The 13373-nt window shown below is 32.1% G+C and carries 12 protein-coding genes and 1 tRNA gene; 3 read left to right on the top strand and 10 right to left on the bottom strand.

Going from position 1 to position 13373, the window contains the following annotated elements; translation table 11 throughout:
• The first annotated feature begins 86 nt into the window (after nucleotides 1-86).
• Nucleotides 87-160: transfer RNA gene (locus KSU54_RS17365), tRNA-Gly, on the top strand.
• A 58-nt stretch (nucleotides 161-218) separates the two neighbouring features.
• Here the strand turns inward: KSU54_RS17365 and KSU54_RS17360 are convergent.
• From KSU54_RS17360 to sufC, 10 genes are all read right to left on the bottom strand, one after another.
• The gene (locus KSU54_RS17360) at nucleotides 219-1055 is read right to left on the bottom strand and encodes a hypothetical protein (protein ID WP_008791888.1); all 837 of its coding nucleotides are present in this window, start codon (nucleotides 1053-1055) and stop codon (nucleotides 219-221) included.
• Entirely contained in the window at nucleotides 1040-1693 is a 654-nt protein-coding gene (locus KSU54_RS17355) for a sporulation protein YunB (protein WP_003538052.1), read from the bottom strand. Before KSU54_RS17355 ends, KSU54_RS17360 begins: the two co-directional genes overlap by 16 nt.
• A 33-nt stretch (nucleotides 1694-1726) precedes the next feature.
• A complete protein-coding gene (locus tag KSU54_RS17350; protein ID WP_003538051.1) occupies nucleotides 1727-4303 on the bottom strand; it encodes a cation-translocating P-type ATPase in 2577 nt (858 codons plus the stop codon).
• Nucleotides 4304-4414: 111 nt separating this feature from the next.
• Entirely contained in the window at nucleotides 4415-5824 is a 1410-nt protein-coding gene (locus KSU54_RS17345) for a lipopolysaccharide biosynthesis protein (protein ID WP_003538050.1), read from the bottom strand.
• 43 nt (nucleotides 5825-5867) lie between these two features.
• Nucleotides 5868-6398 carry a 5-formyltetrahydrofolate cyclo-ligase gene (locus KSU54_RS17340; protein WP_003538049.1) on the bottom strand — a complete coding sequence of 177 codons (531 nt, stop codon included), beginning with the start codon at nucleotides 6396-6398 and terminating at the stop codon, nucleotides 5868-5870.
• Complete coding sequence (gene sufB / locus KSU54_RS17335) at nucleotides 6391-7797, bottom strand: Fe-S cluster assembly protein SufB (RefSeq protein WP_003538048.1); 1407 nt, start codon at nucleotides 7795-7797, stop codon at nucleotides 6391-6393. Before sufB ends, KSU54_RS17340 begins: the two co-directional genes overlap by 8 nt.
• A gap of 10 nt (nucleotides 7798-7807) precedes the next feature.
• Complete coding sequence (sufU, locus tag KSU54_RS17330; RefSeq protein WP_003538047.1) at nucleotides 7808-8236, bottom strand: Fe-S cluster assembly sulfur transfer protein SufU; 429 nt, start codon at nucleotides 8234-8236, stop codon at nucleotides 7808-7810.
• Entirely contained in the window at nucleotides 8220-9446 is a 1227-nt protein-coding gene (locus KSU54_RS17325) for an aminotransferase class V-fold PLP-dependent enzyme (RefSeq protein ID WP_008791889.1), read from the bottom strand. Before KSU54_RS17325 ends, sufU begins: the two co-directional genes overlap by 17 nt.
• On the bottom strand, nucleotides 9446-10339 hold the full coding sequence (locus tag KSU54_RS17320; protein ID WP_008791890.1) for a SufB/SufD family protein: 894 nt from the start codon (nucleotides 10337-10339) through the stop codon (nucleotides 9446-9448). The genes KSU54_RS17325 and KSU54_RS17320 overlap by 1 nt, the downstream gene beginning before the upstream one ends.
• Nucleotides 10339-11154, bottom strand: coding sequence for a Fe-S cluster assembly ATPase SufC (gene sufC / locus KSU54_RS17315; protein WP_008791891.1), 816 nt, complete (start codon nucleotides 11152-11154; stop codon nucleotides 10339-10341). Before sufC ends, KSU54_RS17320 begins: the two co-directional genes overlap by 1 nt.
• Nucleotides 11155-11483: 329 nt before the next feature.
• Between sufC and KSU54_RS17310 the strand changes: the two genes are divergently transcribed.
• Nucleotides 11484-12566, top strand: a complete 1083-nt coding sequence (locus KSU54_RS17310) for an AI-2E family transporter (RefSeq protein WP_003538042.1) — start codon at nucleotides 11484-11486, stop codon at nucleotides 12564-12566.
• A complete protein-coding gene (gene trhA / locus KSU54_RS17305) occupies nucleotides 12563-13309 on the top strand; it encodes a PAQR family membrane homeostasis protein TrhA (protein WP_003538041.1) in 747 nt (248 codons plus the stop codon). The genes KSU54_RS17310 and trhA overlap by 4 nt, the downstream gene beginning before the upstream one ends.
• Nucleotides 13310-13373 lie beyond the last annotated feature (64 nt).

The raw sequence follows: 13373 nt of genomic DNA, 5'->3' as shown, positions 1-13373 counted from the left end.
CTGACTTTTAATCAGAGGGTCAGGCGTTCGAATCGCCTGCGGGTCACCATTTAAAAATAGTGCTATCATATTAATGCATAAAAATTGCGGGTGTAGTTCAATGGTAGAACTTCAGCCTTCCAAGCTGACTACGTGGGTTCGATTCCCATCACCCGCTCCATTAGTAAATTGCTCACACTAAGTGTGGGTTTTTTATTTTATTAAAAATTACCTGGCTTTTATAACCAGGCAATTTTGGGTAAACGAGTATATTTATTTAACATTTGCCACGCAATTACTAAAGACGCTTTTTGATTATCTATATTTTGATACATATTCAAAAGTGTTTTTTTTATTTGTGCATCATTACAATCATCATTGATTGCCAGCTGCATAAATTCACTTGGAAACAATAATCGTGAATAGAGATAAATTATTTCATCTACTGTTAGAGCGCTAATCTGAATGTACTGTTCTAACTGTTCAACTGAAATCAAATTATTTTTATAGCTACTGGCTAAATCCTTGACTCTTGAAGCTATGACTAAATTAGCTGGACAGCAAAGCATCTCATAGTTATCGATCATATTAAAGTGTTCTATCCCCGCAACTAGCTTAGTTTCTTTAATTTCATTTAACACGCTAATTGCGGCTTCTCCAAGACCTTGATAGTAATATGACAGCACTACAAAATGTTCAAAATGACTGATTCTTGAAGCATAGTTACCAATCTTGCACTTTGCTTCATCAAGAATTGCACACCAGCTTTCTTTAATTTTTAAAACTTCAACCTGAATATCTAAAGGTCGCAAAGAATATTGTAAAAACATTTCAAAATGATAATCTTCGATTTGATAAGTATACAATATATAGTCCATTGAGATAGGACGATTAAAACAGTTATTAACAACCATGAAACCATTTAGTCCTAATGCATTTACATAGTATGGATAGTCACTAGTAAAATTATTAACCTTGCATAAATAATAAAAATTACCTTGAAAACTAAAGAAATCACTTTCTTGTTCTAGATAGATCTGATAAAAACGTTGTAAAATTTCTAATTCTGATACCAATTAGGCACCTCCCCTTCAATAATTTCCATCACTAATGGATAGTCATAGTCTTTATTAAACTCCTCGTTATAAAATGGTAATAATACCATCATCTTAATTTTAATAACCAATTTCAAAGAAACCATAACATGATTCACACCGTAGCTTTTAACATCTTTTTCGACTGAGCAAGTAATCGCAGATATAGTTTCATATTTAAGTTTTATTTTAGGTCCAACACCTGCTAAGAAAGGATTTTGTGTTAATGCTCCAATGGGAATAGAAGCGATTACCCCACCTTCGTCACTCATCTTTTGAAATCGACGTTGATAAAAAGAATTATCTGTTTTTTTATATGTTCCTTCTTCAATCGCTACAAACAATTCATCTAATTTATTAACCATTTTAGCTCCAATACTTGAAGCATAACTCGTATTAAAATTAATTGTCGCAATTTCATCACCATTACGATTGATCTTGATCAGTTCCTGATGGTCTAATGTAACTGGAAAAGGGGTATTGTTGATTACCATCTGACAAAACCGATTTATTTCTTTGTCTGCAATCTTCTTTAATGCAGGAGTAATATTAACACTAAGAACTTGAATAACAATTGCTAAAATAATGGTAATTACAATAAATATATATCGTTTTTTCATTAAACCACCAATATATTATATTTAGTTTTGTTTCTAATTATACCTCGAAGAAACCATCTTATATATTTGGATAATAATACTTGGAAATGCTGCAGAAACAAAAATTATTGCTAATTGTTTTAGTGATAGTTCACTAATTGAAAAAAGTGAATGAAAATTAGGAGAAATTAGAATCCATGTTAATAATGATACTCCAATTACAAAAGCTCCAACACTATAATAATTTACAGGAATTTTATATAGTGGCAAGTTACTTCGACAGTTAAATCCATGCAATAGTCGCGCCAAACAAAGTGTTCCAAATGCCATTGATGAAGCAGTCAATTCATCACTGCGTAAACCAATAAAATAAGCTAACATTGTGAAAATACAAATTATTATCCCTTCAAAACTCACTTGTAAAATTGTCTCTTTATTAAGTAATGAATCGCCCGATCCCCGTGGCTTTTGCTTTAGAATTTCATCACTCCCCTTTTCCATCCCAATCGCAATGGCCGGTAAAGAGTCTGTAATTAAGTTAATAAATAGTAAATGAACCGGCAAAAAAGGAGTTGGTAAAATTGCAAATGATGTAACTAAAACACAAATTATTGCGGATAAATTCCCAGATAAAAGATAGATAATTGAATTTTTAATATTTGTATATACATTTCGGCCAGTAATGATTGCTTTAACGATAGTTGCAAAGTTATCATCTGTCAGAATCATACTAGCTGCATCCTTAGAAACTTCACTCCCCGTAATTCCCATCGCTACCCCAATATCACTTTGTTTCAAAGCCGGAGCATCATTAACACCATCACCGGTCATTGCAACAATTGCTCCACGTGCTTGCCAAGCTTGAACAATTCTAATTTTATGTTCTGGTGCAACTCGCGCATAAACAGATACATGTGGCAAGTAATTCCGCAATTGCTGATCAGTAAGTTTATCTAACTGAGTTCCCTCTAAACATTTATCACCTTGCTTAAAAATACCAATTTTCTTTGCAATACTGCACGCAGTTACAACATGGTCACCAGTTATCATGATTGGTTTAATCCCTGCTAAAATGCAATCTTTGACCGCCTGAGCGCTTTCAATGCGAGGAGGATCAATTAAAGATACTAGACCAACAAAAACTAAATCATTTTCATCCCTTTTTTCTAATGTATTACGATAAAACTCTTTATACGCAAATCCTAATACACGCTTTCCCTGGCGCGCCAAAGCATCATTTTGTTCCATAATACGCTGCTTATCTTTATTAGTAAAAATTTCTTTATATCCATCTATTAATATTCGATTACATCGTTTTAATAAAACATCTGGGGCTCCTTTAGTGTATAGATGATTCTTTGAAGTAACACTCATCAGCTTTCGGGTGGAATCAAACGGCAATTCCTGTTGACGTTTAGTCTGCAATCGATATGCGTTTTTATAATTATAATCTTGATATAATTCCAGTAAGGCAATCTCTGTTGGATCACCAATACTCTGTGCTTTAGAAATAGTAGCATTATTACATAGAACAAAAGCCTTTAATAAGATATTATGACAATATTCATGATGATTTAAACGATTTGCTTGTATTAACATCCGATTTGTATATATATCGACTGCTGTCATTTTATTTTGGGTTAATGTTCCTGTTTTATCTGAACATATCACTGAAACACAACCAAGGCTTTCCACAGCATTTAAATTTTTAATAATTGCATTTTCTTTAGCCATTTTTTGAGTTGAAATCGACAAAACAATAGTCACAATTGATCCTAATGCCTCAGGAATCGCTGCAACAGCTAATGCTACTGCAATCATCAAAGCATCGAGCAATTGTTCTTTTGCGATAAAGACATCCATAAACAAAACAATAATACAGATTGAAATAATGCCAATTGACAATTTTACTGAAAATTCATCTAACGTCTTTTGTAATGGCGTACGACGCTGTTTAGTTGCATTCAACATCTCAGCAATCTTTCCTAACTGCGTTTTCATTCCAATGTTTGTAACAATATATTGCCCTGTTCCATTTGTAACTAAGCTTCCTGAAAAAACCATATTTGTCATATCTCCAATAGTACATTGATGATTTATTGCAACTAACTGCTTTTCGACACTATTTGACTCACCTGTCAATGCACTTTCATTAACTTGAAGATTATTCGCTTCTTTTAAGCGTCCATCACCAGCAATTACATCTCCAGCCTGGATAAATACCAAATCACCTACTGTCAATTCGTTTGATTTAATTTCAACTAATTTACCTTCACGCAACACCTTTATTTTTGGCATAGATAATTTTTTTAAACTATCCAAAGATTTCTGTGCTTTTACAGTTTGAAATGTTCCTAGCAATGCATTTAAAGTAATTACAACCAAGATGACCAATGTACTTTCAAATTCTCCGCTAATAGCTGAAATAATACCCGCACAAATCAAGATTATTACTAATAAATCTTTAAACTGATCAAATAAGATTCCCCAAACACTTTGACGCTTTTCACCAATAATTTCATTTCTTCCATATCGTGTTTGACGCTTAATTACATCTTTTTGACTTAATCCATTATCACTGACTCCTAGTGCTTGCTGGACCTCTTTAAACGATTTTTGATATGCTTCCATATTATCCTCCTGTAACCCAATTCATTAATATTAACTATACAAAAAAGGACATAAAAAAAATGTTAAAATTTAATTACTTTGCTAAATAATTAAATCTTAACATTATTACTATTAACGTTTCTTTAAAACAGCTTTAAACATTCCAATAAAAATATCACCAGAAATAAAGTATGCGTAGCCAAGCGCAATAACAATATTTAATATCCATAAAATTTTATCTCCCGACCATGCTAAAGACATACTAATTATAAAAATTACGATTGTCAACACTGTTAGACGTTTATTTATTTTTAAACGTACATAGCGCCGATTCAAATCAAAGAACCGATATCCCGCTAAAAATAAATTCGCAGCCAATGTTGAAAGAACAGCTGCCTGTACTCCAATAATATTAATCAAACCTAAATTGATGATAATATTGATTATAGCTGCAATAGTCGTTGTTACCGACATATTTTTAGCACTTTTAACAGCTACATAAATACTTCCAAAAAATTGTGAGAAGCAATAAAAATATGTAGCTAAAATTAAGGTTGGGGTATAATCGAAAGCACTATATAATTCTTTATTACGGCATAAAATTCCAAAGATGATCGGTGATCCAGCCACTAATAAAACTGAACCTGCTGAGACAATGCAAAACAACATCCGAAACATCCTATTATAATACCTGCCACTATCAGGATCATTTACACTCCTTGTTGCCGAATCTGTCCAAGCTAAATTAAAGGCCGGATATAAGATATTAACAATCGAAGGTATTTTATTAGCCAAGGCATAAACTCCATTTGGCCCTGCCCCTAGAAAAATTGAAATAATCCATCGATCAGACAATTGATTAATATACCATGATACCATATTAGGTACAAACGGTAATGCATAGCCAAGCATTTTAAGAGCATATTCGCTACTAAAATATTTAAAATTAAAAAATTTAAAAATATTACATACGCATAGTACATAAATAAAGCCGACTACATCAGCAGCTACTAATGCTATTAAAACCCCAATATACCCTGTCTTTAGCCACAATAAACAAACTGAGACAACAACAAAGTTGACTATTACAACTAACGCCGCCAAAATAGAGTACTCTTTATATTTGGAAAAAGCCCTTAAAACAAACCTAGAAGTTGTTGCAATAATCTCAATCCATATATATCCAATAATCAATAGCTTAAAACTGCCTTCAAACATGCTGATTGGCACAAACAGACAAATAATCGCAGCAATCACCATAAGTCCAAAAATCATTACATATCCGTTAGTAATGACACGCCGTTGTTCTTTTTCACTTTTAGCATCAACAAGAAATCTAAATAGAGCCTGTTCAATTTGCAACGTACATAAAGGTACAATAAATGAAAGAATCGTCGTTGTAACTAAATCTAATTGCCCATACTGCGCATCAGTAGTTGCACTAGTAATAATTGGCGTAGTCAATAAATTAATAATCCGAGGCAGAAAAGTCCCCAACGCCATAATTAACGTATTTTTAACTAATGTTTTCTCTCTTGACATAATTTCACCCTACTTTATATTCCCCATTATAACAAAACCGTGATTATTTTTCATTAATAATCTTTTTAATCGGCAAATCAAATGGTTCTACTGGTAAATTTGCAACTTCTTGGAAACTAAATGCCAAGCCAATTACATTACCACAATAATCACTTAAATAGCGGTCATAATAACCACCGCCATAACCTAATCGATTACCACTTTGATCGTAGCCAACCATTGGTACAATTAGTAAATCAAGATTATCTTTAGTAACAGGATGACTATTATTAGGTTCTAAAATTCCAAAATTACTTGTCTTTAATTCATTGATTGAATTAATTTGATAAAAATCCATCTGTTTACCACTAATTTTTGGAACACAGACAATTTTATTATTAATTATTTCCTTAATCAAACTGATTGTTTCTACTTCATGTCTAAAAGAAACATAGATTCCAATTGCTCTTGCCTCAATAAATTCAGGTTGCTGTTTTAATTTAGAAACAATAAAATTAGATTTAGATGCATAAGTTTCGCTATCTAAATCTAATCTTGCTTGAATCAATTGTTTCCGTAATACTTTTTTATCCAATACCCTGATCCCCAAAATCCAATTTAATTAATTGATTTAGTTCAACAGCATATTCCATTGGTAATTCGCGAGCAAACGGCTCAATGAACCCCATTACAATCATTTCCATTGCTTCTTTTTTTGTTAAACCACGAGACATTAAATAGAAAAGCTGTTCTTCAGAAATTTTTGAGACAGTCGCCTCATGCTCAATAATAGAATCATTATTTCGCATCCAATTAACCGGAACTGTATCACTAGTTGAAATGTCATCTAAAATCAACGTATCACATTCAACCTTGCTTTTTGAATTATAAGCTTTAGCACCATGCTGTACCATTCCCCGGTAATTGACTTTTCCACCGCGGCGAGAAACTGATTTAGAAACAATACTACTTGATGTATTAGGCGCTAAGTGAATCATCTTTGAACCTGAATCCATAATCTGATTCTCACCCGCTACAGCAATAGTAATACAAGAACCTTTTGCTCCCTCTTCCATCAACACACAAGTTGGATACTTCATAGTTACAGCACTACCAATATTTCCATCGACCCATTCCATTGACCCATTTTTAAATACTTTTGCTCGCTGAGTTACTAAATTCAAAATGTTGTTAGACCAGTTTTGAATCGTTGTATAACGGCATTTTGCTCCTTCACCCACAATAATTTCAACAACCCCAGCATGAAGAGAATCACGAGAATAACTTGGTGCAGTACACCCTTCAACATAGTGGATATCCGCTCCTTTATCAACAATGATTAAAGTTCTTTCAAATTGTGCCATTTGCTCAGAATTGATTCTGAAATAAGATTGTAGTGGCTTATCTAATTTCACTCCTGGCGGTACATAAATAAAAGATCCCCCAGACCAAACAGCTCCATTTAAAGCTGAAAATTTATTGTCATTATAAGGAATAACAGTATCAAAATATTTTCTAAATATTTCCGGGTACTCACGTAAACCACTATCGATATCTAGGAAAATAACACCTTTTTCAGTAACTTCCTTTAACATGTTATGATAAACAACTTCTGATTCATACTGAGTACTAACTCCCGATAAATACTTTTGTTCTGCTTCAGGAATACCTAATTTATTAAATGTTTGTTTAATTGTTTCAGGTACTTCTTCCCATTTATTCGTTTGTTTATCACTAGGACGAACGTAATAAGTATATTCATCAAAATCAATACGGTCTAAATTAACGCCCCAAGTTGGCATAGGCTTTTCCATAAAGCAGCGATAAGATTTTAGACGATATTCAAGCATCCATTCTGGTTCATTCTTAATTTTTGATATTTCAGTAACAATTTCTTCATTTATTCCTTTAGGAGTCTTGAAAACTGAAACATCACCATCATTAAAACCATAGGCATATTCCTGATCAGGAATTTCATTTTTTATATCTGCCATATGTTTCCTCCTATTCTTTATCGAGGATCTGTTTGATTCCTGTCCATCCTAAAGTAGCACACTTAATACGATTAGCCTGTTTATGAGTATTCATAAACGCAATTGCTTCTTCCAAAATTTCAGGGTCATAATCCTTTTCATAAATCATATTATTGTAATTTTCAATAATAACATTAGCTTCATCAATTGTTTTACCAATCAATAATTCACTCATAATTGACGTACTAGCAGTACAAATTGCACATGCTTCGCCATCAAAACGGATATCTTTAATAACACCATCTTCAATTAAGGCTTGCACATCAATATCGTCAATACAAGTTTCTGAATCCATATTTACTGACTGATAATTATCATCATCTACTAGTCCATGATTACGTGGATTTTCATAGTGATCCATAATTATTTGTCGTAACATCATACTATCCAAAGAAGGCATCTAAAAAGTCATCTCCTTTCTTACATACCTCAATAAATCTGTCAATTTCTTCAAATGTATTATAGAAATAGAATGATGCTCTAAGAGTTTGACTAACATCTAAAAATTCATCAAGAATCTTAGCACAATGTTGCCCAGCTCTTATTGCAATACCATATGTGTTAAATAGTGAAGCTCCGTCCTGACTAAAAACACCTTTGATATTAAAAGCAATCGCTCCATGACCATTTGGATTATAAACTTCCAAATTATCTAATTCTAACATTTTTTTAACCGCATATTGACGTAATTCTAATTCATAATCACGAATATTGTCCATCCCAATTTCTATTAAATATTCAATTGCGGCACCTAAACCAATGACACCCTCAATATTAGGTGTTCCAGCCTCAAACTTAGCCGGTGCATTTTTTAATTTAATCCTTCCACAGCTCTTATATCGGGCATTGCTTCCACCACCCCAACGAGTTGGTTTTGTTTCTTGTAATAAATCATATTTACCATAAAGAATTCCCACCCCAGTTGGTCCGCACATTTTATGTCCAGAAAAAACTAGAAAATCAATATCTAATGTTTGGACGTCAACCTTTTCATGAGGAATACTTTGCGCACCATCAACACAAACGATAATACCGCGCTCATGAGCAATTTGACAAATTTCTTTAATTGGTCCATCAAATCCAAGAACATTTGAAACTTGAGCTATTGAAATAATTTTTGTTTTATCACTAATTGCTTTTAAAACATTAGCAACAGTAAGACGTCCTTCATCATCTAAATCAATATATTTAACCGTACTTCCCACCGTATCACAGACTTCAAACCATGGTAAAGTATTTGAGGCATGCTCAGCAACGGTTAAAAGTATTTCATCACCTTCATCTAGATGCGTCATCCCATAGCCAAATGCTATCATATTTAGCCCGTCTGTTGAACCATATGTATAAACTACTTCTTTTCGATCGCAATTTATTAATTTTGCAACTAAATCACGTGTCTTTTCGAACTGTGTATCAACATCATGCGATAAGTCATAGTCACCACGATGTGCATTACCCGAATAGTTTGTCAAATAATTACATACAGCATCAATTACACACTGAGGCTTTAAAGTTGTAGCGCCATTATCAAAATAAATCAGTGGTTGACCATGCATCGTAGCACCATTTAACATGGGAAAATCCTGACGAATTTTTTCTACATCTAACATTAAATCCCCACCTTTTCTTTTAATGTTTCGTTAAACATCTCTCTTAAATCAGCATTATCTATAAATTCCATGACTGGAATAAAATATCCATAAGTTACTAAATGCATTGCATCTTTTTTACTTAAACCACGAGATTGGAGATAATACAAATGATCCTCATCAATCTTACCGACACTAGCACCATGACTTGCTTTTACATCATATTCATCAATATATAAATATGGATTTGCCTTGGCATTACATTTCTCATCAAAAACAATAATTTTATTTGTTTGATGACTGCTAGATTGATGATTTCCTTGTTTAATTGTTCCAATCCCATCGATAACTAAATTAGATGCATCCTTAACAACACCATAATTATCCATAATCCCGGTTGTATGTGGTGCAAAATGCGTTAACGAAAATGTCATATGCTTCTTTTCCTGTCCTTTAGCTAATGAAGCTAAGCGCACCGTACTATTAGCGTTAGAACCATTCAAAGCATGATTAACATTCATTTCAATACTTGAATCTGATAACTCAACATAAGCGCATCTTACATTACTATCACGCTCAACCGATACATTTTCAGTTACTTCAACAGTCCCGTTGACACTGCTTTGATTATCGTTATATCTTAAAATATTACTATTTTGCAATACTTCAATGTTTTTAACTAAAGATGCTGGAACTTTAAAATCATAAGTCTCAATTAATTCCAGTTGTCCTTTAATCTTTAGGTCAAAACAATATTTTCCTTCTTGATCAATTAGATAAATAATTTGTAATGAGGCAGCATCTTTAACATCGATTTTACCATCATTAATAGCAATTCCTACATTTTCTGGGTGACATTCAATTGTACCATTATGAAATACTAAATAATTTTTAATCTCTTTTAACTGTTTCATTATTTAGCTTTCATTCTTTCTTTATTGGCACAACTTTCAAGTAAAATCGGTTTCTTTTCATCAGTAGCGATTTCAACTCCTAATTCTTTTACCCAGTCATAGCCTTCTTGATCAATTTTTTCTACTACTTCAATTCCACCACTTAAAATAATTTTACCATTAACTAATACATGAACGTGACTTGGTGGCACCAATTCAAACAACCGTTCATAGTGAGAAACCATAATACATCCAAAATCATCTGATTTCATAGCGTTAATTGCTTGTGATACTATTTTTAACGCATCAACGTCCAAACCTGAATCAATTTCATCTAATAGAGCAAACTTAGGTTGTAATAATTTCATTTGTAGAATCTCATTACGTTTCTTTTCTCCACCAGAGAAGCCTTCATTTAGATAACGATGTGCTAAATTCTCATCCATTTTCAAATCAGCAATATTTTTATCCAGTGCTTTTACAAATTTAAATAAAGATACTGGTTTTTCTTGATGTGCATTTAATGCAGCTCTTAAAAAATCTGAAGTTGTAACACCCGGAATTTCTTGAGGATACTGCATTCCTAAAAAGATTCCTGCCCTACTTCTTTCATCAACACTCATTTCTAAAACATTTTGATCATCTATGTAGATACTACCTTGAGTAACTATATATTTAGGATGCCCCATGATAACTGATAATAATGTTGATTTTCCATTACCATTTGGCCCCATAATCGCATGGGTTTCACCAGTATTAACAACAAGATCGATACCTTTTAAGATTTCTTTTTCTCCAATACTGACATGCAAATTTTCTATTTTTAAAGTTGACATAATTAAGCCCCTTTCTATCCTTACTAATTCTACTAGATAAGTTATCAAAAAACAAATAAAATGATAAATTATAGCAAAAATTTTTACTATTTTCCAATCAAAATCTAGCACAATTTATATTATAACCACATTGTGACCAAATTATCGATAATTATCAAGAGATTTGCTCTATTATAATATTCTAATCATAACATCCAATTGCTTTTTTTAGATGAAAATTATAAAACTTTATACATTTTAACTATTTTTGATTTTTCTAAAATAGAAATTCAATTCAATTTATATTATTAGTAAATTGTGGTATATTTATATGTAATGGGGGTGTAAAAATGGAATTTCTAAAAGCATTATTTAAAATTATTTCATCAAAAAAAATCACCCATACTTTATTAAATGTGATGATCGTTTTAGTAATATTACTATTAATTATTGCCACTGGTGATTTATGGTATGGGGTGTTATCAGCGATCTGGCTGGTTTCTAAACCATTTATTGTCGGATTTACAATTGCCTTTGTTTTAAATCCACTGATAAATTATATTGAAAAGTATGTTACTAAACGAAGCATTGCCGTAACAATGGTCTACTTAGCTGCTTTTGCTATTTTAACTTTATTAATTTCTTTAGCTGTACCAATGATTTATGAAAGTATCTCTGAAATGTTCCCGGCTTTTTACTCAGGACTTGGTGAAATTGGTGTGTTTGTTAAGGAAAATTTCAATTATGATATTTCTTCTTTAATGCGCCATATTCAGAATATTGTCAATGCTTTCTTTAAAGATTCAGTTGTTTTAGATACAACTATAGATGTTTTAAATCAAGTTATGATCAATGTCACTAATTTTTTAATCTACATCATTCTAGCAATTTATATGTCTAGTAATTTTAAAAATATCCGTAGTCATATTCGTAATATTACATATCGTATTGATAAAACATTGCCAATCTATTTACGTGAAATTGATTCTTCTTTAGTACAATATGTTAAAGCTTTCTTTATTGGAGCAATCGCTCAAGCAATTACAACAATGCTGATGTATCTAGCAATTGGTCATCCTAACTGGTTAATTCTTGGGTTTGTTTCAGGAGCCAGCTCCATTATTCCATATGTTGGCCCAATCGTTGCGAATTGTTTAGGATTAATTACTTCGTTAGGAATGGGAACTACTACAATTGTTATTTTATTTATTTTGATTTTCATTCAATCGACGATTATGTCATATGTGATTACTCCACGTATCTATTCATCTAGAATTGATTTGAGTATAATGTGGGTACTTTTTGGGATTCTCTCTGGTTCTTCTCTCTTCGGTATTTGGGGAATGGTAATTGCTATGCCACTATTAGTAAGTGCTAAAATAACTTTTCAAGTTTATAAAGAAAATCATCAAAATGAAAAGCTTATGGAATGATACGCAGCAGCGTATCATTTTTGTTTGAATTTAAAAGTAATTTATATTATAGTATGTACTGGGTGATAAAATTGGAAAAAGTGAATAATAAAATTACAAAAAAAATAAAAAGAATCTTTCCGCCATATTTTAAAGAAGAGTTATTTAATTGTATAACTCATGGAATTATGGCATTTATCATGTTACTTCTAATCCCAGCTTGTGCTGTATATGCATATGTTAAAGGTGGTCCTATCCAATCTTTTGGAGTTAGTGTTTTTACAATTTGCATTTTTTTAATGTTTCTTGTTTCAACTCTATATCATGCTATGGATCATGACAGTCCTCATAAACAGGTATTCAGAATCCTTGATCATATCTTTATATATTTTGCAATCGCTGGAAGTTATACCCCAGTTGCTCTGTGTTTAATTAAAGGATATCAGGGAATCATCATCCTTGTTATTCAATGGGCAATGGTAATAGTAGGAATTTTATATAAATCTATTTCAATAAAAAGTTTACCAAAGCTTTCGCTAACTATCTATCTAGTTATGGGATGGACAGCCATCCTATTTATGCCTTCAATCATTCAAAATTCTAGTGCTGCTTTTCTCTGGCTAATTGTTATCGGTGGTTTAATGTATTCAATCGGAGCATACTTTTATGCAAATAAAAAAATACCCTACAACCATGTAATCTGGCATATATTTATTTCAATAGCTTCTATCTTACATTTTATTGCAATAGTTTTTTATATTTAAAAGGATGTCGGCTCCGTGTCAATAGTGGAGGGGCTTAAGAGATAGCGAAAGCTATCTCTTTTCT

The organism is Erysipelatoclostridium sp. MSK.23.31 (assembly GCF_019125875.1).
Lineage (GTDB): Bacteria > Bacillota_I > Bacilli_A > Erysipelotrichales > Coprobacillaceae > Thomasclavelia > Thomasclavelia ramosa.
The sequence above is the reverse complement of the archived record's forward strand: the minus strand, read 5'-3'. Positions and strand labels throughout refer to the sequence as shown.

What these genes read in the sequence shown, in the direction of transcription:
- KSU54_RS17350 (WP_003538051.1), bottom strand. Translation starts at nt 4,303, where the DNA reads ATGGAAGCATATCAAAAATCGTTTAAAGAGGTCCAGCAAGCACTAGGA.
- KSU54_RS17320 (WP_008791890.1), bottom strand. Translation starts at nt 10,339, where the DNA reads ATGAAACAGTTAAAAGAGATTAAAAATTATTTAGTATTTCATAATGGT.
- sufC (WP_008791891.1), bottom strand. Translation starts at nt 11,154, where the DNA reads ATGTCAACTTTAAAAATAGAAAATTTGCATGTCAGTATTGGAGAAAAA.
- KSU54_RS17345 (WP_003538050.1), bottom strand. Translation starts at nt 5,824, where the DNA reads ATGTCAAGAGAGAAAACATTAGTTAAAAATACGTTAATTATGGCGTTG.
- trhA (WP_003538041.1), top strand. Translation starts at nt 12,563, where the DNA reads ATGATACGCAGCAGCGTATCATTTTTGTTTGAATTTAAAAGTAATTTA.
- sufU (WP_003538047.1), bottom strand. Translation starts at nt 8,236, where the DNA reads ATGCCTTCTTTGGATAGTATGATGTTACGACAAATAATTATGGATCAC.
- KSU54_RS17355 (WP_003538052.1), bottom strand. Translation starts at nt 1,693, where the DNA reads ATGAAAAAACGATATATATTTATTGTAATTACCATTATTTTAGCAATT.
- KSU54_RS17310 (WP_003538042.1), top strand. Translation starts at nt 11,484, where the DNA reads ATGGAATTTCTAAAAGCATTATTTAAAATTATTTCATCAAAAAAAATC.
- KSU54_RS17325 (WP_008791889.1), bottom strand. Translation starts at nt 9,446, where the DNA reads ATGTTAGATGTAGAAAAAATTCGTCAGGATTTTCCCATGTTAAATGGT.
- sufB (WP_003538048.1), bottom strand. Translation starts at nt 7,797, where the DNA reads ATGGCAGATATAAAAAATGAAATTCCTGATCAGGAATATGCCTATGGT.